The organism is Synechococcus sp. H70.2, assembly GCF_047462275.1.
GTDB lineage: Bacteria > Cyanobacteriota > Cyanobacteriia > Thermostichales > Thermostichaceae > Thermostichus.
On sequence record NZ_JANSIU010000005.1, the window covers coordinates 15431 to 35812 of the forward strand.

19 protein-coding genes and 1 pseudogene are annotated in these 20382 nt (G+C 58.1%); 10 read left to right on the forward strand and 10 right to left on the reverse strand.

Annotated elements, in window-relative coordinates; genetic code table 11:
- Positions 1 to 67: 67 nt before the first annotated feature.
- Positions 68 to 394: a hypothetical protein gene (locus tag NW822_RS06180; RefSeq protein ID WP_414360139.1), complete on the forward strand. Its 327-nt coding sequence runs from the start codon at positions 68 to 70 to the stop codon at positions 392 to 394.
- Positions 395 to 527: 133 nt separating this feature from the next.
- Here NW822_RS06180 and guaA read toward each other — a convergent pair whose 3' ends face one another.
- Positions 528 to 2078 (reverse strand): glutamine-hydrolyzing GMP synthase, encoded by a 1551-nt coding sequence (gene guaA, locus NW822_RS06185; protein ID WP_414403869.1) that lies wholly within the window; start codon positions 2076 to 2078, stop codon positions 528 to 530.
- Between the two features lie 281 nt (positions 2079 to 2359).
- On the opposite strand from guaA, the gene NW822_RS06190 reads away from it, so the two are divergent.
- From NW822_RS06190 to NW822_RS06215, 6 genes and pseudogenes are all read left to right on the forward strand, one after another.
- Positions 2360 to 3325, forward strand: a complete 966-nt coding sequence (locus tag NW822_RS06190; protein WP_414403870.1) for a hypothetical protein — start codon at positions 2360 to 2362, stop codon at positions 3323 to 3325.
- Positions 3322 to 4095: pseudogene (gene rsmG, locus NW822_RS06195) on the forward strand (16S rRNA (guanine(527)-N(7))-methyltransferase RsmG); the annotation flags it as partial. The gene NW822_RS06190 and the pseudogene rsmG, both read left to right, overlap by 4 nt.
- A 170-nt stretch (positions 4096 to 4265) precedes the next feature.
- A complete protein-coding gene (locus tag NW822_RS06200; RefSeq protein WP_414360146.1) occupies positions 4266 to 4553 on the forward strand; it encodes an RNA recognition motif domain-containing protein in 288 nt (95 codons plus the stop codon).
- Between the two features lie 359 nt (positions 4554 to 4912).
- The gene (gene aspS, locus NW822_RS06205; RefSeq protein WP_414403871.1) at positions 4913 to 6718 is read left to right on the forward strand and encodes an aspartate--tRNA ligase; all 1806 of its coding nucleotides are present in this window, start codon (positions 4913 to 4915) and stop codon (positions 6716 to 6718) included.
- A 61-nt stretch (positions 6719 to 6779) separates the two neighbouring features.
- Positions 6780 to 7556 (forward strand): enoyl-ACP reductase FabI, encoded by a 777-nt coding sequence (gene fabI / locus NW822_RS06210; RefSeq protein WP_414360150.1) that lies wholly within the window; start codon positions 6780 to 6782, stop codon positions 7554 to 7556.
- Positions 7557 to 7577: 21 nt separating this feature from the next.
- Positions 7578 to 8675: an AI-2E family transporter gene (locus tag NW822_RS06215; protein WP_414403872.1), complete on the forward strand. Its 1098-nt coding sequence runs from the start codon at positions 7578 to 7580 to the stop codon at positions 8673 to 8675.
- 89 nt (positions 8676 to 8764) lie between these two features.
- Here NW822_RS06215 and NW822_RS06220 read toward each other — a convergent pair whose 3' ends face one another.
- The 4 genes from NW822_RS06220 to psbV form a co-directional block, all read right to left on the reverse strand.
- Positions 8765 to 9661, reverse strand: a complete 897-nt coding sequence (locus NW822_RS06220; RefSeq protein ID WP_414403873.1) for a sulfatase-like hydrolase/transferase — start codon at positions 9659 to 9661, stop codon at positions 8765 to 8767.
- On the reverse strand, positions 9649 to 10128 hold the full coding sequence (locus NW822_RS06225; RefSeq protein WP_414360157.1) for a LapA family protein: 480 nt from the start codon (positions 10126 to 10128) through the stop codon (positions 9649 to 9651). The genes NW822_RS06220 and NW822_RS06225 overlap by 13 nt, the downstream gene beginning before the upstream one ends.
- A gap of 40 nt (positions 10129 to 10168) precedes the next feature.
- On the reverse strand, positions 10169 to 10414 hold the full coding sequence (locus NW822_RS06230) for a hypothetical protein (protein WP_414403874.1): 246 nt from the start codon (positions 10412 to 10414) through the stop codon (positions 10169 to 10171).
- Positions 10415 to 10741: 327 nt separating this feature from the next.
- Positions 10742 to 11275, reverse strand: coding sequence for a photosystem II cytochrome c-550 (gene psbV, locus NW822_RS06235; protein ID WP_414360162.1), 534 nt, complete (start codon positions 11273 to 11275; stop codon positions 10742 to 10744).
- A gap of 225 nt (positions 11276 to 11500) precedes the next feature.
- Here psbV and NW822_RS06240 point away from each other — a divergent pair, with 225 nt between their 5' ends.
- Positions 11501 to 12388 (forward strand): hypothetical protein, encoded by an 888-nt coding sequence (locus tag NW822_RS06240; RefSeq protein ID WP_414403875.1) that lies wholly within the window; start codon positions 11501 to 11503, stop codon positions 12386 to 12388.
- Between the two features lie 7 nt (positions 12389 to 12395).
- Here NW822_RS06240 and NW822_RS06245 read toward each other — a convergent pair whose 3' ends face one another.
- Positions 12396 to 13478, reverse strand: a complete 1083-nt coding sequence (locus NW822_RS06245) for a hypothetical protein (protein ID WP_414403876.1) — start codon at positions 13476 to 13478, stop codon at positions 12396 to 12398.
- A gap of 181 nt (positions 13479 to 13659) precedes the next feature.
- Positions 13660 to 15441 carry a M61 family metallopeptidase gene (locus NW822_RS06250; protein WP_414403877.1) on the reverse strand — a complete coding sequence of 594 codons (1782 nt, stop codon included), beginning with the start codon at positions 15439 to 15441 and terminating at the stop codon, positions 13660 to 13662.
- Between the two features lie 148 nt (positions 15442 to 15589).
- On the opposite strand from NW822_RS06250, the gene ntcA reads away from it, so the two are divergent.
- On the forward strand, positions 15590 to 16261 hold the full coding sequence (gene ntcA / locus NW822_RS06255) for a global nitrogen regulator NtcA (RefSeq protein WP_414360797.1): 672 nt from the start codon (positions 15590 to 15592) through the stop codon (positions 16259 to 16261).
- Positions 16262 to 16366: 105 nt separating this feature from the next.
- Here ntcA and leuB read toward each other — a convergent pair whose 3' ends face one another.
- The 3 genes from leuB to petB form a co-directional block, all read right to left on the reverse strand.
- Positions 16367 to 17512 carry a 3-isopropylmalate dehydrogenase gene (leuB, locus tag NW822_RS06260; protein ID WP_414403878.1) on the reverse strand — a complete coding sequence of 382 codons (1146 nt, stop codon included), beginning with the start codon at positions 17510 to 17512 and terminating at the stop codon, positions 16367 to 16369.
- A gap of 124 nt (positions 17513 to 17636) precedes the next feature.
- A complete protein-coding gene (gene petD / locus NW822_RS06265; RefSeq protein WP_414360175.1) occupies positions 17637 to 18149 on the reverse strand; it encodes a cytochrome b6-f complex subunit IV in 513 nt (170 codons plus the stop codon).
- A gap of 65 nt (positions 18150 to 18214) precedes the next feature.
- Positions 18215 to 18862 (reverse strand): cytochrome b6, encoded by a 648-nt coding sequence (gene petB, locus NW822_RS06270; protein ID WP_011430625.1) that lies wholly within the window; start codon positions 18860 to 18862, stop codon positions 18215 to 18217.
- A 195-nt stretch (positions 18863 to 19057) separates the two neighbouring features.
- Between petB and NW822_RS06275 the strand changes: the two genes are divergently transcribed.
- Entirely contained in the window at positions 19058 to 20359 is a 1302-nt protein-coding gene (locus NW822_RS06275) for a S41 family peptidase (RefSeq protein ID WP_414403879.1), read from the forward strand.
- Positions 20360 to 20382 lie beyond the last annotated feature (23 nt).

Below are 20382 nucleotides of genomic sequence, written 5' to 3' on the forward strand. Positions count from 1 at the left end.
TAGGAAGAGTTAGGCCCTGCTCCCGAGCAGCCTCCCAAAGGGGGCCTCGAGAGAGGCCATTCCACCTATGTCCGACATCTTTGTGATGATCCGCAACCAGGCCAACAACGCCCTCGCTTCTATTGAGGGGATCCCTTTTGTCGCCTTCTTGGAACAGGAGGGGAAACAGATTGCGGAAGAAACCATCGAGTTAATCTACGCCGATGCCGGCTTTGATGACCTGCCTATTGGAAAGTACACTGTGGGAGTACGGCACGAGCGAGTGGAACCGCCAAGAGCCACCTGCCCAGTTGCCATCAGGACAGTCGACGAAGTTGTTTTGGTAACATTTACTTACCTTGAGCCAGAGCGGGTGCTGCTGAACACCCAAGTTTCTGTGGAAAAAAGGCTGTAGCCTCCTGCTCCCCCAAAGCTGGCAGCTATCGAAGGGAGCACCCTACCCTATCTTCACGGGGGTGTCTGGATCCCGGCCCTGACGCTACAAGGACAAGGCTTGTCCCGCTCCGCACCCCCAGGGCAGGAGACTCTTACTCCCACTCAATGGTGGCCGGCGGCTTGGAGGTGATGTCGTAAACCACACGGTTGACGCCTGGCACCTCGTTGACAATGCGGTTGGAGATGGTGGCCAAGAGGTCGTAGGGCACCCTGGCCCAGTCCGCTGTCATGCCATCTTCGCTGGTTACCAATCGCACGACCACTGGGCAAGCGTAGGTGCGCTTGTCCCCCATTACCCCCACTGAGCGCACCTCCGGCAGCAATACAGCAAAGGCTTGCCAGAGCTGGGAGTAGTAGCCAGAGCGGTTGATCTCCTGGCGGACAATCAGGTCGGCCTCACGCAGGATCTCCAAGCGCTCCTTGGTAACCTCCCCTACAATGCGGATGGCCAATCCCGGTCCTGGGAAGGGATGGCGGCCAACAATTTCTTCCGGCAAACCCAAGGAGCGGGCCAGTTGCCGCACTTCGTCTTTGAAGAGCTTGCGCAAAGGTTCTACCAGCTTAAAGCGCAGATTTTCTGGCAGGCCACCGACGTTGTGGTGGCTTTTGATCTTGACAGCGATGCGCTCTCCCGTCACCGGATCCACGTTGGTGTTGGCCGACTCGATGACATCGGGGTAGAGGGTGCCCTGGGCTAGGTACTCGAAGGGGCCTAGCCGCTGGGATTCTTCCTCAAAGACGCGAATGAACTCTGCCCCAATGCGCTTGCGTTTTTCTTCCGGGTCGGTGACTCCCTTCAACTGTTGGAGGAAGCGCTCCTGGCCATCTACGTAGTGAACGGGGATGTGAAATTGTTCCTGGAAAAGACGCAGCAGCCGCTGCGGCTCGCCCTTGCGCATGAACCCTTGGTCGATAAACACGCAGGTGAGCTGGTCGCCGATGGCCTTGTGGAGCAAAAAAGCCAGGGTGGAGCTGTCCACCCCCCCAGAAAGGGCCAGCAACACCCTTTTGTTGCCCACCTGGGCGCGAACCTCACGAATTGCTTGCTCCAAAAAGGCTTCCGTGGTCCAGGTGGGCTCGCAGCCACAGATGTGATAGACAAAATTGCGGATCAAGAAGGCGCCGCCCTCGGAGTGGGCCACTTCTGGGTGAAATTGCACGCCGTACAGACGGCGAACGGGATCGGCAATGGCGGCAAAGGGGGTATTGTCCGTGGCAGCCAGGGTGTGAAAGCCTGGCGGCAACTCAGTAACCGCATCCCCATGGCTCATCCACATAATGCTGTTTTCCGGCAAGTTGGTGAGCAGGTTGGTGGGATCCAAAATGTGGAGGGCAGCACGGCCATATTCGCCTTTTTGGGCTGGCTCCACCCTGCCCCCCAACTGTTGCACCATGAGCTGCATGCCGTAGCACACGCCCAGGATGGGGATCCCCAACTTCCAGATCTCAGGGTCACAAGTAGGAGCGCCCGGCTCATAGACCGAGTTGGGTCCGCCGGAGAGGATAATGCCTTGGGGCCGCAGTTGCCGCAGTTGTTGAGCAGTGGTGCGATAGGAAAGGATTTCCGAATAGACGTGGGTTTCGCGAATACGGCGGGCAATCAGCTCCGAGTACTGGGAGCCAAAATCAAGAATGACGATCATCGGGCACTGTCGGAAGGGAGGAGAGAAGCAGAAGAGACCCCCAAGCCTCACCCAGGGCCGGAGAGAAAGCAGGGCCAAAACCTGGCTGTGGATAAGAAACGTTAAGTATCCTTCCATCGTAGCAGGAAGGCCTTTCTGGAAACAAACCGCGCCCCGGATCCCTGGAAAAGTTGGCCCCCGGCTAGGCAACTCTCCCCCTAGAGAAGTAGGCAGAATGATGATAGGGCTCCAAAGGAGTGGGTAGAGCGGCAGGGGGCCCTAGCGCCATCCCTATTGTGTCCATGGTTGCCGAATCCTTCCAAACCTACCTACGTCGCCGCCGTCGTTTGCTGGCCCGCCGTTTCAAGCACCAGCAGGGATGGGTTGTGGTTTTGGCTCTCTTGGCCTTGTACTTGCTCAGTTGGGATGTACTGGGCAAGAATAAACTGCTGCCGCTGCCGTGGTTAGTGGCGATCCCGCTGCTGGGGGGAGGGCTCTACAGCCTAGGGGCCGCGATGATCTGGAGACTGCGCCAGCGCTGGTCTACCCAGCTTTTGGCCGAGATGATTAGCTTGCCCCATTTGGCTTTGGCCGCCCTGATCTGGCTGGGGCTGGCTATTTGGGGAGAGCAGCTTTCCCCTTTCCTACTAGGCCAAAGAAACCAACTGTTGGCCGGCCTGGTGATTAGTTGGCTGGTGGCCCAGGGGTGGAGTTTTCTGCGTCCCACCTCGATGGGGGAGGTGGGACAACTGTGGGCTGATTACCTGCAGGAGTTGCGGGCTTCCCTGTTACAGCCCTGCTACCGCCGCCTGGAGGCCTGTCGCCAGGCGTTGCAGCTCTACCAGGCTATTTGGCAAGACCTCCAACTGGAAGAGCTGGAGGCCCAGCACCTGATCCAATTGCTGTCTGAATCCCTGCTGCCGCTGACCTTACCCCTCAAAGTCTACGCCCAACGGGTTCACCACTGTTGTCAGCAGCTAGCAGCCCTGCTGGCGCGGATGCAAGAGCAGGTCGAGCGGCTGGAGCAGGTGCTTTTGGAGGTGGAACTGGTGTTGGCCTCCCGTCAGCCCTTCCCGGCGCAGTCGCAACCCATTAACCTCTGGCTGGAGGAGGGGCTCCCCTATCAGGAGCTGGATTTGCAGGAGCTGGTTTGCTTGAATCAGGAACTGGTGGGGGCGGATCGCTCTTTGCAGGGCTTAACCCAGGAACTCAAGGGTTGGGCCGAAAAAGCCATCCCTGCTGCCTTGAAGCTGGGCCTGCCAGGATGACCAAAGCCAAGCAGACCCCACTGTTCCCACCGGAGCCCCCAGATCTCAAAGCGCTGTGGGCAAGGTGGCTGGCAGATCTCGGTTGGCAACCCACGGAGCGCCAGCAACAGCAACTGCAGCAACTCTACCCCCTGGTGATGGCCGGCAACCGCACCCAAAACCTCACCCGCATCACCGACCCCATCGACTTCTGGGAAAAACACCTGTGGGACTCGCTGCGGGGCCTCTGCCTCCTGGGTCCCTGGGAGGTCATCCAAACCCAGCCCTGGCGGGGGATCGACGTTGGCACGGGAGCAGGCTTCCCAGGGATCCCAGCCCAAATTGCCCTACCCCAAGCCAGCTTTACCCTGCTAGATAGCACCCAGCGCAAGATTGCCTTTGTGCAAGGCGTTTTGCAGCAGCTTTCCCTCCCCCAGGCACGGCCAGTGGCTCAGCGGGCGGAAGTTTGGGGGCAAGACCCGCAGGAACGCGGCAGCTATGATCTGGCTCTAGCCAGGGCCCTAGCCGCCGCGGAGATCTGCGCCGAGTATTGTCTGCCCCTCCTCAAGGTGGGGGGACGCGCCATCCTCTACCGCGGCCATTGGACCCAGGCCGAAGCCCAAGTCCTGGAGCGGGCCCTCTCCCTTCTAGGAGGGAAATTGGTTCACGTTGAAGCCTTCACCACTCCCCACAGCCACAGCGTGCGCCACTGTCTGCTGCTAGAGAAAGTGGCCCCCACACCGGCTCTCTATCCCCGCCCGCCTGGCGTTCCCCAACGCCAACCCTTAGGGCGGAGCAAGTTTCCCCAAAGATGTCTGCAGAAAATCGAGGAGGGGGAGTTTGCAAATGCTGCTGCCAAGACTATGATGGTGGGGGCATCAGTTTCGGATCAAGCCAAGGGTCTAACCAGGCGAGCTTCCGAACTGAGCGCTAAAGGGTAAAGTTCGGAGTTCGCTAGGTTATGACCATTTTTGTCGGCAACCTGTCCTTCAAGGCCAGTGAAGAAGACCTACGGCGGGTTTTTGCTGAATACGGCACTGTCAAGCAAATCAAGATGCCAGTAGATCGCGAAACGGGCCGCAAGCGGGGCTTTGCTTTTGTGGAGCTGGAAAACGAAGCCGACGAGCAAAAGGCTATCGAAGAACTGGATGGAGCCACTTGGATGGGCCGCGATCTAAGAGTCAACAAGGCCCTGCCGCGGCAGGTTAGCACAAGCAGTAGCCGAGGGAATCGTTCCGCTCGCTTCTAGATCCTTAGGTTGCTGCACCGCTGCTGGGGATCCCTAGCTTCAACCCCAAAGGTGGGGGTTCAACAGGCTCAGCCAAACCAAGGAAGAGCAGGGGAGCCGCTCTGGAGTACCGGAAGGATAGCTGGGTAGCTCCCCACTTTTGCTGGCTCGGTTGAGCCCCAAAACAGCCATGAGGTGGGTCTTGCAGCGGCAAGTTGCCGTGGCGCCCGCTTGGAGTAGTCCTTAGGTCGTCCAACGGGTGGCCGCCTGGGAGCTGTCTGGGGGAGCTAGGCCCCCGCCTGGAAGCTGGAGGGGATTCCAGGCAAGGGGGCTGAGTTTTGTATGATAGGGGCTCAGACCCTCGTTTTCTCACGTTGTCCATGCCTGCTGCCATCCGTCGTCCTCCCCGTTCCCTCTACTGTGGCCAAGTGCGCCCGGCCCACATCGGCCAGAGGGTTACCCTCTACGGCTGGATCGACCGCCGCCGCGACCACGGGGGCGTGATCTTCCTGGATCTGCGGGATCGCTCTGGCATCGTACAACTGGTGGCCGATCCCCAGAAAACTCCCCTCTCCTATGAGCTGGCTAAGGAGGTGCGCAATGAATACGTGGTGCGGGTCACAGGCAGGGTTCAGCGGCGGCCTGAAGACGCCTTTAACCCCCGCCTGGCCACCGGCGAAGTGGAGGTCTACGCGGAGGAGCTGGAAATTCTCAGCCGTGTGGGCAAGCAGCTTCCCTTTAGTGTTTCTGGGGAGGAAGGGGAAGAGGTGCGGGAGGAGATCCGCCTGCGCTACCGCTACTTGGACTTGAGGCGAGAGCGCTTGTCTCGCAACCTGCAGCTGCGTCACCAGGTCATCAAGGCCATCCGCCGCTTCCTGGAGGATGAGGAAGGCTTTATCGAGGTGGAGACCCCCATCCTCACCCGCTCCACCCCCGAAGGGGCCAGGGACTACCTGGTGCCCAGCCGCCTCAATCCTGGCGAGTGGTTTGCCCTGCCGCAGTCGCCCCAGCTTTTTAAGCAGTTGCTGATGGTGGCTGGGGTGGATCGCTACTACCAAATTGCCCGCTGCTTTCGGGATGAGGATCTGCGGGCAGATCGCCAGCCGGAGTTTACCCAGTTGGACATGGAGATGAGCTTCATGGATCAGGAGGCAATCCTGGAGCTCAACGAGCGGCTCCTCTGCCACATCTTCAAAACCGTCAAAGGGATCGACCTCCCCCGTCCTTTCCCGCGGTTAACCTACGCCGAGGCCATGGCCCGCTACGGCTCCGACAAGCCCGACACCCGCTTTGGGCTGGAGTTGGTGGACGTTTCAACGGTGTTTCAGGGATCTCGCTTTCAAGTCTTTGCCAAAGCCCTGCAGCAGGGAGGAGTAGTCAAAGTTCTGCCGGTACCCGGCGGCGACGAGAGGATCTCCAACACCCGCATCAAACCCGGCGGGGACCTGTTCAAGCTGGTCACCCAGTACGGGGCAGGCGGCCTGGCCTTCATCCGGGTGCGGTCTGACAGCCTCGACACCATTGGTGCCCTCAAGGAAAGCCTTAGCCCTGAGCAGGAGAAGCAGTTGCTGCAGATGACCAATGCCAAGCCAGGGGATCTGCTGCTGTTTGGGGCGGGGCCGGCTGCCGTGGTCAACGAGTCGCTGGGCCGCCTGCGGCTGCACCTGGGCCAGGAGCTAGGCTTGATCCCGGAGAACGCCTTGAATCTTCTCTGGATCACCGATTTCCCCATGTTTGAGTTCAACGCCGAGGAAAACCGCCTGGAAGCCCTGCACCACCCCTTTACCGCCCCTCATCCGGAGGACTTGGCCGACCTAAAAACGGCGCGGGCCCAGGCCTACGATCTGGTCTGGAACGGCGTGGAAGTGGGCGGGGGATCCCTGCGCATCTACCAGCGGGAGATCCAGGAGCAGGTTTTCCAGATCATCGGCCTTACCCCTGAGCAGGCGCGGGACAAGTTTGGCTTTTTGCTAGAAGCCTTTGAGTACGGCACGCCGCCCCACGGCGGCATTGCCTACGGCCTGGACCGGCTGGTCATGCTGCTGGCAGGGGAAGATTCCATCCGCGATGTCATTGCCTTTCCCAAAACGCAGCAGGCTAGGTGTTTGCTCACCGGCGCCCCCTCTGGCGTTGAGCCCAAGCAGCTCAAAGAATTGCACGTGGCTTCCACCTATCAGCCCAGCTAAGGGATCCCTCCACCTGTGTGGGAGGATGGATAGGCATGTACCCCTACCTTTGGGTCTCCCTATGCTAGATCTGACCGGAAAGAAAGCCTTGGTAACCGGCATTGCCAACGAGCGCTCCATCGCCTGGGGCATTGCCCAGCAGCTGCACAAAGCGGGAGCTACGTTGGGGGTTACCTACTTGCCCGACGAGCGGGATCGCTTCAAAACCAGAGTCCAGCAATTGACGGAGCCCCTGCAGCCGGATTTTCTCCTCCCCTGCGACGTGCAAAGCGATCAGCAAATCAACGATCTGTTTCAGGCAGTAGCCCAGAAATGGGGTCAGGTCGATATCTTGGTTCACTGCCTAGCCTACGTCAAAAAAGAAGAGCTGAGCGGCAATTTTAGCGATATTTCTCGGGAGGGGTTTGCCCTGGCCATGGATGTGAGCACCTACTCCCTCATTGCCCTCTGCCGAGCCGCCAAGCCTCTTCTAAGACCTGGCAGCAGCGTCCTTACCCTCACCTATTTGGGGAGTGTGCGGGTGGTGCCTAACTACAACATGGCCGCTGTCACCAAAGCGGGCCTGGAAACCTGTGTTCGCTACCTGGCGGCCGAGCTGGGCCCCGCCGGGATCCGGGTGAATGCCATCTCTGCTGGGCCCATCCGTACATTGGCTTCCTCGGCCATTGCTGATTTTCATGCCATGCTGCACGCCGTCGAGGAGAAAGCCCCGCTGCGGCGCAACATCACGCAGCTTGAGGTGGGGAATGTGGCTGCTTTTCTGGCCAGCGACCTAGCCAGTGGTATTACCGGCCAGGTGATCTACGTGGATAGTGGATATAGCATCCTAGGTTTTTAAGCTCAGTGGGATCCCCCTGGCATGAACCGCTTCTCCCCCTTGCAGCGGCTGCTGCTTACTTGGATTTTGATTGTCATTAGCGGCTGGCTGGCCCTGCAAGTGGGCCAGCTGTTTGGCCATCTGCTCACCACCCTCCTGACGGCGGCGGTACTGGCTTTTTTGCTCAACTACCCGGTACAGGTCCTGCAGCGCTATCGGGTCAACCGCGTTGTAGCGGTGGCCTTAGTCTTTGCCCTCTCGGTGGTGCTGCTGGTCTTGGTGGGGATCGCCGTTGTGCCCATCCTAGCCAGGCAGGTGGTGCAGTTGGGAGCGCGGATCCCGGAGTGGGTGGATACTTTACAACATTGGCTTGACCAGATTAGCCTCTGGGCTGCCGAGCGCGGCATCAACCTTGGGCAGCCGGAGCTGGTGAACACTCTCCTTAACCGCCTGCAGGCCAGTGCCGAAAAAATTGCCGGCCAGTCCCTGGACCTCCTCCTGGGCACCTTTAACCAGGTGGTTGACCTGGTGTTGGTTTTGGTCTTGGCCCTCTATATGCTGCTCTACGGGGGCCAGTTCTGGCAGGGGTTGCTCAGCCTCTTTCCCAAGCCCTGGGGGCCACGCATTGGCGAAGCCCTGGTGCTGAGTTTTCAGAACTTTCTCATCAGCCAGTTGGTGTTGGGGTTCATTATGGCCCTGATGCTGGTGCCAGCGTTTGGGCTCCTGCGAGTGCCCTTTGGGCTTTTGTTTGGCCTCTTGATTGGCCTGCTGGAGGTGATCCCGCTGGTGGGGGGCTTCATTGGCATTGGTGCGGCAGCAGTGCTGCTGGCCTTCCAAGATATCTGGCTTAGCCTTAAGGTGGTGCTGGTCTCCTTGATTGTGCAGCAGATTAAGGATCGGGTCATCGCTCCCCGGCTAATGGGGGAGCTAATTGGCCTTAACCCAGTGTGGATCTTGATTGCCCTGTTGGTGGGAGCCCAGCTGGGGGGCATCCTGGGCGTGATTGTTGCCATTCCCCTCAGCAGCGTGGTGAAAAGTCTCTACGAGGTGGCCCGTTCCGCTGACTTGGCCGCCGAAGATGGCGAAAGGGAAACTCGCCGGGATCCCACCCTGCCCAAGCCAGAGACCCAGCAAGTCTAACCCCTTTCTCAGAGACGGCCCTTTCAGGCAGCAACCTAGCCCCGATCCCCATCTTTCCTGTCCCTAACAGAGAGAAGCTGGGGGCGTTGTTAGCGAATTTTTCCCTCGATAAAAGGCACTTCCAGCACCTTTTCGTGCTGGATGGGGCCATGGCCAAAGTAGCCCCCTTCCCCAAACAACTCGCCGTGGTCGGCAGTCACTGTAATGTAGGTGTTTTTGGGAACCAGATCGAACAGCTGCTCAAAGACCCCGTCTAGGTAGCGCACTGCCTCAATCTGCCGCTGGCGCAGCTCCTCCAACTGGGCGGCACTGAAAAAGGGGATCCCGTCCTCTTCCCCTTCATCCAGCCGCTTGAGCACCCCATTGACCCCCGAAAGGTGGGGCCACGAGCTGGGGTCCTCGTCGGGCAGAGCGTAGGGATAGTGAGTTTCGCCCACATTCAGCAGGTAAAAGCTAGGGCGATCCGGATCAAAGCGCAACTGCTCCACCATAGCCGCCATGTCGTTGTGGCGGGGCATGAGACGGTAGGAATCAAAGTCGCGATTGAGCAGGGTGCTGGGGTTGAGCACCGGCATGGAGACTAGGGCGTGGGTGGTGTAGCCCAGTTGATGCTTCAGTAGCGTTGGCAAATAGAGGTGCGGCAGCAGATGCTTGAACTCAATTGGCTGCCGAGTGCCAAGGCGCTCGTTGTAGCGCAAATACTCCTGCTTGTAGTGTTCGGAAGCAAAGACGTGGGTGGGGCTAGTATGGGGCAGCAGGCCCATGAGGAGGTTGTAGTGGGCAGGAGCTGTCCAGGAAGCGTAGCTCCAGCGCTTTTCCAGAGGGCCTAACTTCAGCAAGTGCTTGGGCTTAGCCGCCAGCAGGCTGTCGAAGCGGCAACTGTCCAGCACGATGAGCAGGTAGTTATTCTGCCCTTGAGGCTCGGGGCGAGGGGTGGGCTCAGAGGCAGGGGCTGCAGATGCTCTCCACCAGTTTAGGAATCCCATTCTTCCTCCTCCTCGGCAGCGTAAGGCCGCCGGACGATCCGCCAGCTGGGAGCTGCGGTGTCGTCCTCAGCTTCACTGGGTTCGGGGGCGGGATCGCGAATGCGTTCCGGCGGGATATTGGAATAGGAATAGCGGCCTGCTTGGGGATCCGGCAGATCTGGGGGCAAATAGTGGTCAGGGGGAAGCAGCTGCGCTTCCAAAAAACGCACCCGCTCGAGGAGTTGATTAAGCTTGCGGATTGCCTGTCGCTCCAACGCCCGCTGGTGTAGCTGCCAAGATCCCACGTACAGAAATCCCAAGCCCACTCCTACTCCATAGGCAGTCAAAAGCACCAGCGACAGGGGCAGAGCTGGGCTGGCCTGCCCAGCCACAATAACCACCGCTGCAGATCCCCAGTTTTGGACAAGGAAGATGAGCAAGGCCAGGATCCACAGGCCTAGGAGCAGGGAGCGGATGTTCTGGAGCATGGCCTCAACCTTTCCTCTCCCTTAGGCTACCATCAATCCCCTAGCAGGGGGCAGAGAGCCTCCAGCCAGGGTCAATTGAAGTGTTGGAGCCCCAGGTGGGGGCCACTTGAGCAGCTCTAAGGATAAAGGCAGCTAGGTTACGCAGAGCTTCCTCATCCATCCAGGAGGGAGGTACAGGACGGCAGCCGTAGCTGGGCTCGCTGCCATCGTAGCTGCGGGGTACTCCACGAGAGCATGACCACCGACTAACGCAGTCCACCGACGAACGCGCTGTGTCAAGCCACACCTAGACAGTTCCTTGGAACCAAGTCTCAAGGTTCCGCTTAGCACTATCCGGCTCTTTCACAGGGGTGGGTGCTTGAGCATTGGCAAACGACTCAAGTCGCTCAAGGACTACGTCCCGCTAACGCAAGCGGGCTTTTCCGCCCTGTACAAATCGCGCTAGCGGGACGGAGGGTTACCACCGGCTCAGTGGCCCACAGATACTGGCTCACGTAGGGATCAATACGGGCTGCCACTGGGCTAGCTAGCCCTAGCCATACCAAAAGCAGGATCCCGGCCTATCTCCAGCTCGGGATCCGCCACCGGTTTGCCACTTGAGCTTGCCTAGACATCAGAGATAGGCCGAAAGATCACTGTGGGATTCACTCTTAGTGCCGCCCCAACCGGGCACCGTCTTAGCTTGAACCAAGATGTAGCCGGCAATTAACTTTAGATCCTCATCAGTGAGGTTGCGCAGGCGAGGATACTCACTTAGGAGCTGGGTGTTGGGATGGTATTCCACCAGTGACTCTACTCCATCATAGGTAACTGGGTTTTTAATGTAGTCCACAATTGCCAGCACGTTGTCACGAGGAGGTGTTGCCCCCGCTAGATCCGAAAGGCTCAAGGTAACATCTGGGTTGGGAAGGGTCTGGCCTCCTACGTGGCACTGGGCACAGGTTTTGTTAAAGAGCTGCTTGCCGCGGGCCAGTTGCGCCTCGGTAAAAGTAATAGTTTCAGTGGGCGACAGGGGAACCGGAGGGATCTGCCTGGCTGCCAGGGCCGGCCCCCAGGCAAACCCAGCCAGCCCCAAAGCCAGGATCCAAGCCAAAAACCGCCGCACTGCCACCAGCGCCTTCTGGAAAGAAAAGGACTTGCTAAACATGGTTCTCCACCAATCAATGACCTCAAAAAGAAAGGGGGTCGGCTCTGCTCCAGTGACAAACCCGCCACCAGGATCTAAGGATAGACTATTGCGGGATCACTTGCAGGCGGGATTCTCTGGGAGGTGTTCAGGATCCCCAGCGGCTAGGATTGGCTTTTAAACAGGTAGCATAAAGCTTAGCCTGCCCTCTGGAGGTTCTGGAGCGAAGTTCTAGGATTATTGCCCATGTCATCCTTCCAGTTCCAGCCGTTGCGGGTGGCCTTCACCTGCGCAGATCCCAGTCAAGTGCCGATCCCTGTCGCCGAGTTAGTAACGGCTCTGCCGGCCTCGCCACTTCTGACCTATACTGAGCCGGAAACAGCAGCTCTGCGGGTGGAGATTTTGCCGGATGCCACTTATTACTTTTACCGCCGCGGAGAGGCGGTGGCTCTGGCTGCTTTCCGGATCCCAGTGAAAAAGCCGCAGGCTCTGCCCCGCAAGCTGGTGCGGCTGTTGGAGCACGTGGCTGCCTTCGACAACCTCCTCAACCTGCAACCTGCCAGCGATGCCTTAAGCAACGTCCTGGAAGTGGAGTTTCTGCAACTGGAAACGCCAGCCAGCGGCTCCAGGCCTGCCGAAGTTAGCCCCCTGCCGCGGGATCCTCAGGGCCAAGTGCAAATCCAGGCAGGACGCAACCTGGCTATTGCCTTGCGGAATAGGGCCCTCACCCCGGTGCATGTCTATGTAACAGTCTTTGACGAACGGCAGTGCAGCGTCGGTTTAGTCTATCCCTACCAGCCGGACTTTCCTGCCCGCCTGCGCCCTAGCGAAAGCGTGTTAGTCGGCTCTGGCCCTCGCTATCTGCTGCAGATGCAACTGCCCGAAGACGCCGAGACAACGGTGGATCGCTTCAAAATCTGGGTCAGCAGTACTGGCATGCAGCCCGGCATCATGGCAATGCCCCCTTTAGGGCAAAGACTGGAGCCCCCCTCCGAAGATCCCTATGGATCAGGATCCCGTCTGGATCGGGAAGTTCGGCTGGCCATTTTGGGTAGAGCAGGCAGCACGCCCATGCCGGCTTTTGCCGAGGATCCCTGGTGGTGTATGGAGCAGGCTGTCAAAGTGGTAGCTTAGACTGAGTCTACCTCCTCACAATTCTGTACAGTAGAGACTCAACCTCCTCGACACTAATTGCTGAAAGATTATAGGAGGAGGAGATCCTACTTCTCGTCTCTTGATCAGCATCTGCCAAGACCAGAAAGACTTGATCTGGGCCGAGACCCAACCCATTTCGGAGGCGAGCCAAGAGTACTTCGCTGCCGGTCTTCGACTCTATCCAGTAGAATCGGTTGTTAATGTGGAAGAAGAGATCGATCTCAAAGTCGCTACCGTTGGGCAAAGTAACTTCCGCATTTGCGATGTAGGAAAAATCGATCTTCTGTCCCTGCTCTCTAGCAAACTTGATCAGTTGCTGTTTGACATATCTCTCCAGCCAATCTCCAGATAGGAACTTGATTGCCTCTGAAGACTTGCTTAGTTTTACCATCAGGGTTTTGGAGGATTTTGAGTAGTTATATTCCTCTAAGAAATTAACCTTATGTAGAGTGGAAGCAAGTTGGCAGCTATAATTTATCACTTCTGGGGGGTTGCCTTTTAAGCAAAGAGTCAAGCTCTTTTCTTCTCCAATGCCAGATTTAATTTCTTTGTAAAGCTTCTCAATCATCGAGTACCTCTGACCCATAAGGTTTGATATCCAGTTCAGCTTGTTATCGAGTTCCCCTTCTGCTGCTTTTTCACTATATGGAAGCAGGTTCTTCATCCTTATGTTCTTAGACCACAGAAATACCCCTATCTTCACCTGTTCACGGCTAATCGTCTCTGGCGGCAAACTCTTGAGTCGCGCGTCAGCAGTTCGCTCGTTAGTTTCCTTCGTCTTTTGAAGGCTAGAACTTGAGCTTAGATTCTGGGAAATTTTTTCTGTACTTTCTAACCTGCTCAGGATATTCTGCTGGTTACTTATGTTCTTAACTAGCTGATTTCTGTACTCAGCTAAATGCTGAAGGAAGTTTTGGTAACTTTCGGACAGACTTTCTGAGATATGAAGTTTGAAGCCCTCAAGGTCAGCTTGTAACTTTCTTAGAATCTCATCCAGTAACTGACTATTAGCTCTTTGAGTGAACCGGTGAAGTTGCAAAGCTATTGCCCTCTCAGTTTCTTTTCTCAAACCTCGATTCGTAGCGGTTCACTTCAGATCGCCTACAGGTATAAACGCCCAGGGAGAAACCAATAGCCAATCCAATTAGAAGACCTAAAAGCAGAGTCATTTCCCTTTGATCCTATTTTCTTTAACTTAACTCAGGAGTTGTGAACAGCTAGGAAGATTTTAAAGCATTGCTACCTCCTGCTTACTCTTGAGCCAGAAGGGATCCCAGCCAGTCTCGCTGGAGAGACTCTTGTTCAGGGGTAAGTTCAGGCAAAGCTTCGAGGGTGTAAACATCCGGGCGGGGTGGATCCAGGGGGATCCAGAAGTGTTTCAACTGATCACCTTGGAAGACGCTTAGGCAGATCACCTGGTGGGGCTGGTAGGCTGCCAGGCGCTCCGGCAAGGTGGTGGCGCTCACCCGAAAGCCGTCTAGGGCTACGAGCTCGTCGCCAGCCCAGATGCCTGCTTTTTGGGCGGGGGATCCCATCTCGACGGCGCTGATGCGGTTGCCTTCCCCATTGAAGTGGAGACCCAGGTAAGGGCTAGGGTTGGGGCGGCTGAAGTGGGCTTTAAGGGTGAGGCCAAAAGGGTGGAGGTAAGCGTTGTAGTCCAGCTCTTCCGTACCTTCCACGTAGGCAGAGAAAAAGTGGCCAAGATCGGTGCCGGCTGCCCGCTCAAAGGCCTCCCGCAGGTCTTGGTGGGTGTAGCCTTTCTCAAACCGGCCAAAGCGCTGCCACAAATCCCGCATGGCTGTGTCTAGGGATCCCTGGCCCCCCGAAAGGTGGCGAATGTGCAGATCCAGCAGCCAGCAGACCAAAGCGCCCTTTAGGTAATAGGAAACCTGGCTGTTGAGGCTATTTTCGTGGGGACGGTAGAGCTTGATCCAAGCGTCGAAACTGGACTCCTGCAGCGATTGCACGGCCCGACCCGGAGTACGCTGCAGCTGGCCAATTTGCTCAGATAGGATCTGTAAAAACTCTTTGGCGGTGAGGATCCCTGCCCGCAGCAAGATCACGTTTTCGTAGTAGCTGGTCGCCCCCTCGCAAAACCAGAGGCAGTCCACATAGTTTTCTTGGTTGTAGTCAATTTTCTCCAAAGCCAGAGGGCGCAGCCGCTTGACGTTCCAAGCATGGAAAAGCTCATGGGCCAGCAGCGCCAAAAAGCGGCGGTAGGACTGGGGCTGATGCAGCTCCAGGCCAGAATAGTTGAGGGTAGCACTGTACTTGTGCTCTAGGCCGCCAAATCCCCCTGGTGACAAATGCACAATAAACCAGTAGCGGTCGTAGGGCAACCCGCCAAAAAACGCTGCAGTGGCCCGGACAATTTTCTCAGCATCGGCCACCGCTTGCTCCAAATCCAGGGTGCCTGCTCCCCAGACCACGAAGTAATGCGGGATCCCTTCCACCGCAAACGACCGCAACTGGTGCAGGCCCACCTCCACTGGACTATCCACCAGCTCGTCGTAGTCTGCCGCCAGGAACGACCAGCCGGCATTGGAATCCTCAGCGGCGGGCAAGGGCTGCAAGCTGGTGGCGACACGCCAGTCGGGTTGAGGAGGGATCACCGTCAAGGTGTAGGGTTCCCGCTCGCGGCCGAGCACGTAGAGAAAGAGCGCTGCCCCGTTGAAATAGGCATGGGTGAGATCCAGATGGTTGGTGCGCACCGTCAGCTCATAGGCATAGACCCGATAGCGGATGGTGACCGCCGAACACCCCGCTGGATTGACCTCCCAGGTGTTTTTATCAACCTTTCGCCAGGCCAAAGGGCTCCCTTGCTCGCTCAGGGCTTGAAACTCCTGCACATGGCGGGCATACTCCCGCACTAGGTAGGATCCCGGCGTCCACACTGGCAGCCGCAGCCGCAGAGGCACCTCCGGTTCCACTTCGCGAATCTGCAGCTCCACCTCCAAAAGGTGGTTGGCTGGCTCTGGCATCCGTACTGTAAAGTGCTGGCGGCTATGGCGAGAGAGGGTGGCAATCCCCATACGATCTTCCCCTACCGCAACAAGAGAAATGTAGCTATTGCTACAAAGATATCCAGAGTCTAGAGTAGTCTTCGAATCGTAGGCAGCTTGATCTGGGTTTAGGAGTTGATCCTAGAGATAAACTGACCTTGAGAGGTTGTCGAATCCCGTGGTGGCCGTTGCAGAAAAATCTCTCATTGCAGCCTTTAAACAGCTAGGAGGGCCTCACCATCCTCCAGTTATCGAAACCTTTGAACGTGGCAAGACCATTTTCCTCCCCGGCGATCCGGCGGAGCGGGTTTACTTTTTGGTCAAGGGAGCTGTTAAGCTGTCGCGGGTGTACGAAATGGGGGAGGAAATTACTGTCGCCCTCCTGCGGGAAAACAGCATTTTTGGGGTGCTCTCCTTCATTACCGGGCAGCGCTCCGACCGCTTCTATCATGCCGTAGCCTTCACTCGCGTCGAGCTGCTCTCTCTGCCCATCGAGCAGGTGGAAAAGTCTGTGCGGGAGAACGCTGAGCTGGCCATGCTGCTGCTCAAGAGCTTGGCTTCTCGCATCCTGCAGACAGAGATGATGATTGAAACACTGGCCCACCGCGACATGGCCTCCCGGCTGGTTAGCTTTTTGCTGATCCTCTGCCGCGACTTCGGCGTGCCCGGCCCCAATGGCGTGACCATCGACCTCAAGCTCTCTCACCAGGCCATTGCCGAAGCCATTGGCTCAACCCGCGTCACCATTACCCGTCTCTTGGGAGAGTTGCGCAAGAAGAACTACATTTCCATCCACAAGAAAAAGATCACTGTCCACGACCCAATCCAGCTAAGCTATCGCTTTGCCTAGGAGGAGGACCTGGCCCCACGGCCGTTTCCGGGAATGGCCGCACCACTGGTTGGCGGGGTGATCCCTCCCTGCAGGAGAGGGGGGCAGCAGCAAGCAAACCCCTACTTAACCGCCGGCGGCTGAGGGCGATTCTTGGGGAGAGGCTTGCTGTTGAGCCAAGGCGGCCAGGATCTTTTCTCCCATCTCGCGGCAGCCTACGAGGGTCATCCCCTCCGAGTAGATGTCGGCGGTGCGGTAGCCCTGGGCCAAAACTGTCTCAACGGCCTGTTCGATGCGGTCGGCAGCTTGGGGCTGATCCAAAGAGTAGCGCAGCAGCATTGCCCCAGAGAGCACCTGGGCAAGAGGGTTGGCCTTGTCTTGACCGGCAATATCGGGAGCTGAGCCATGGACTGGCTCGTATAGACCAGGGCCGGCAACTCCCAAAGAGGCGGAAGGCAACATGCCAATGGAGCCAGTTAGCATGGCTGCCTCATCGGAGAGGATATCCCCAAAGAGGTTCTCTGTCAGGATGACGTCAAACTGCTTCGGCCAGCGCACCAACTGCATAGCGGCGTTATCAACATACAGATGGGACAGCTCCACGTCAGGGTATTCCGCTGCCACGGCATTGACCCGCTCCCGCCACAGTTGCGACACTTCCAGCACATTGGCCTTATCCACCGAGCAGAGCTTGCGCCGCCGCTTGCGGGCCAGTTCAAAAGCCATGCGGGCAATGCGGTCCACCTCGGCCTCAGTGTAGACCATGGTGTTTACGCCGCGTCGGGATCCTTGGGCATCGACGAAGATCCCGCGGGGCTGACCAAAGTAGATGCCACCGGTGAGCTCGCGCACCACCACCAGGTCGATCCCGGCCACCACCTCCGGCTTGAGGGAAGAGGCCTCCACCAGTGGCGGAAAGATCTTCACCGGGCGCAAGTTGGCAAACAGTCCCAAGCCAGCCCGCAAGCCCAGCAAAGCCTGCTCAGGGCGCTTCTCCCGCGGCAGGGCGTCGTACTTGAAGTCGCCAACTGCTGCCAGGTAAACAGCATCGCTCTCCTGGGCCATTTTCAAGGTCTCTGGGGGCAAGGGATCCCCAGTGGCTTCGTAGGCTGCTCCACCAATGAGGCCCTCCTGCCACTGGATGGAAAACCCCATCTGAGCGGCCACTGCATCCAAAACCGCCCGCCCCACCTGCATGATTTCGGGGCCGATGCCATCGCCGGCTAGAGCAGTAATCCGGTAGATGCGGGGAGCAGGAGGGGGAGTACTCATGCGGGATCGCGGTAAAAGGAATGCGTAGCGATATTACCACCACTCGGCCCAGCAGTACCCACAAAAAAAGTGCAGCCCAGCCTTTGGCCTGCTGCACTTGTGCAGTGTCAACCTACCCGCAGCTCTAGAACAAGCCCAGAGTAACCCACTTGTCCAGAGGCAGGGTGGCGCCAATGCCTAGGTAGAGGGTTACCAACGTGCCAAGCAAAAACACCGTTGTTGCCACTGGACGGCGCAGTGGATTCTGGAACTTATTGACATTTTCAATGAAAGGCACAAACAGGAGGCCTACGGGAATAGCTAACATCAGAGCAATGCCCAGGAGCTTATTGGGAACCACGCGCAAAATGTGAAAGACAGGGTAGAGGTACCACTCCGGCAGAATTTCCAGCGGCGTGGCAAAGGGATCCGCCGGCTCGCCCACCCCCGCCGGATCCATGACCGCCAGGCCGACAATCACCCCAATCGTACCCAGGATGACCACCGGGAACATAAAGAGCAAGTCGTTGGGCCAAGCGGGCTCACCGTAGGTCATGTGGCCCATGTTCTTCTTCAGCTTGGCCAAAACTTTGGGGTTGTCCAGGTCAACTTTGCGTGTAATGACCTCAGTTGCTATTACTTGCTTCGAGACAGGCATAGCCGTTCTCCTTGTCTGGGGGAAAAAGGGTTAGAAGAGAAACTTGGGGATCGCACCCGCTAGGATCACAAGGGTCCAGAAATGCCCTGGCGGCGGATCATCAAAAAGTGCATGGTCATAAAGACTGCCGTCAGCCAAGGCAGGACAAAGGTGTGCAGGCTGTAGAAGCGGGTGAGGGTGGCTTGGCCAACCGCCTCGCCGCCGCGGATAAGCTGGACCAGGGCATCACCCACCACTGGGATAGCGCTGGGCACTCCTGAAACAATTTTGACCGCCCAATAGCCCACCTGATCCCAGGGCAGCGAGTAACCCGTAACCCCAAAGGAAACCGTCAGCACCGCCAAGATTACACCGGTTACCCAGGTCAGCTCGCGGGGCTTCTTGAACCCACCGGTTAGGTAAACCCGGAAGGTGTGTAGGATCATCATCAACACCATCATGGAAGCACTCCAGCGGTGGATGGAGCGCAGCAGCCAGCCAAAATTGACCTGGGTCATGATGTAGTTAACCGATTCAAAAGCCTCAGCCACCGTCGGACGGTAGTAAAACGTCATGGCAAAGCCGGTGGCAAACTGAATGAGGAAGCACACCAGCGTGATGCCGCCAAGGCAGTAGAAGATGTTAACGTGGGGCGGAATGAATTTCCCGGTTGCGTCGTCGACGAAAGGCGTGATCTCTAGCCGCTCGTCTAGCCAGTCGTAAACCTTGCTCATGATACCTGCAATCTTTAAAGAGTTTGAAGCTGGATATCCAGGAGGGGACAAGCCCACTCCCACCAGCACTGTAACACAGTTTGTTAACACCCTCCTCAAACCAGGCTCAGCTGCAGCTCAGGGATCCGCCTCTCCGCCGGCAAAGCAGCTTCTAATATTGCGCTTTGTTAATTTTTCTTAGCATTTTGGGAGGCAATGCTGGCACAGCAGTCGAGAGAAGGAGAAATCCGTCGCAAGGGGTGGGGGATCCGCTGGGCCCTGCGCGTTCTCGTGCTGAGTTGCTTGCTCTGGGCAGGCCTGAGCCTTGGCGCCTGTCAGGTGCAGGCCAGCCGTTGGGGGGAGGAGCAGCAACTGTTGGCGCAGGCGTGGGCCTATGTGGATCGGGCCTACGTGGATCCAGGGTTCAATGGACAAAACTGGTGGCAAGTGCGGCAGCGCTTTCTCTCTCGGCCCCTGCAGGATCGCCAGGAAACCTACCGGGCCATTGAGGAGATGCTGGCAACCCTGGGGGATCCCTACACCCGCTTTTTGGATCGGGAGCACTACCTTAGCCTGCAGACTTCTACGGCTGGGGAGCTGAGTGGTGTCGGCTTGCAGATTGCCATCGACGAGCAGGGAGCAGTGCGGGTCATTGCCCCGATGGAGGGGACTCCTGCCGAACGGGCTGGGATCCAACCCCAGGATGAGATCCTGGCAGTGGATCAGGTGCCAGTGGTAGGGCTGAGCCTAGACGAGGTAGCAGAGCGCATGCGGGGCCCCAGCGGCACCACTGTTAGCCTGCGGCTAAGGCGGCAGGATCGCATCTGGGAGGTGGAGCTGGTGCGGCAGTCGATTCTCATCAACCCGGTGCGCACCGCCTTTTTCCAGCTGCCCCAGGGCTTAGTGGCTTACATTCGCCTCAGCCAGTTTAACGGCAACGCCGCCGCCCAAGTGCGCCAGGCCATCCAGAAGGCAGAAGCGCGAGGGGTGCGGGGCTACCTCCTTGATCTGCGCAACAACCCAGGGGGGTTGCTGCAGGCAGCCATTGAAATTGCCCGCTTCTGGATCCCCAAAGGCGACATCGTGTTGGTTACAGACCGCCACGGCATTCAAGAGAGCATTCCCGCCACCGGCGACATCCTCACCCAGGCGCCGCTGGTGGTCTTGGTCAACCAGGGCAGCGCCAGTGCCAGCGAAGTTTTGGCAGGAGCCCTGCAGGACAGCGGGCGGGCGCAACTGGTGGGGACGCGCACCTTCGGCAAGGGGCTGATCCAATCCCTGCTGGAGCTGGCAGACGGCTCCGGGCTGGCCGTAACCACTGCCAAATACCTCACCCCCAACGGTCGCGATATCCACCGCCAAGGGATCCAGCCCGATGTGGTGGTGGCCGAGGGCCCTGTTCCCCTGACGGCAGAAACCCTGGGCGGCCCTGAGGATGGGCAGTTGCAGCGGGCTTTGGAGGTGTTGGGGTCAACTTTGGCTGTGGCCCAGGGGATCCCAGCGGCAGCCAATACCTGAGGTAGGGAAGAGGGGCAGGAGGT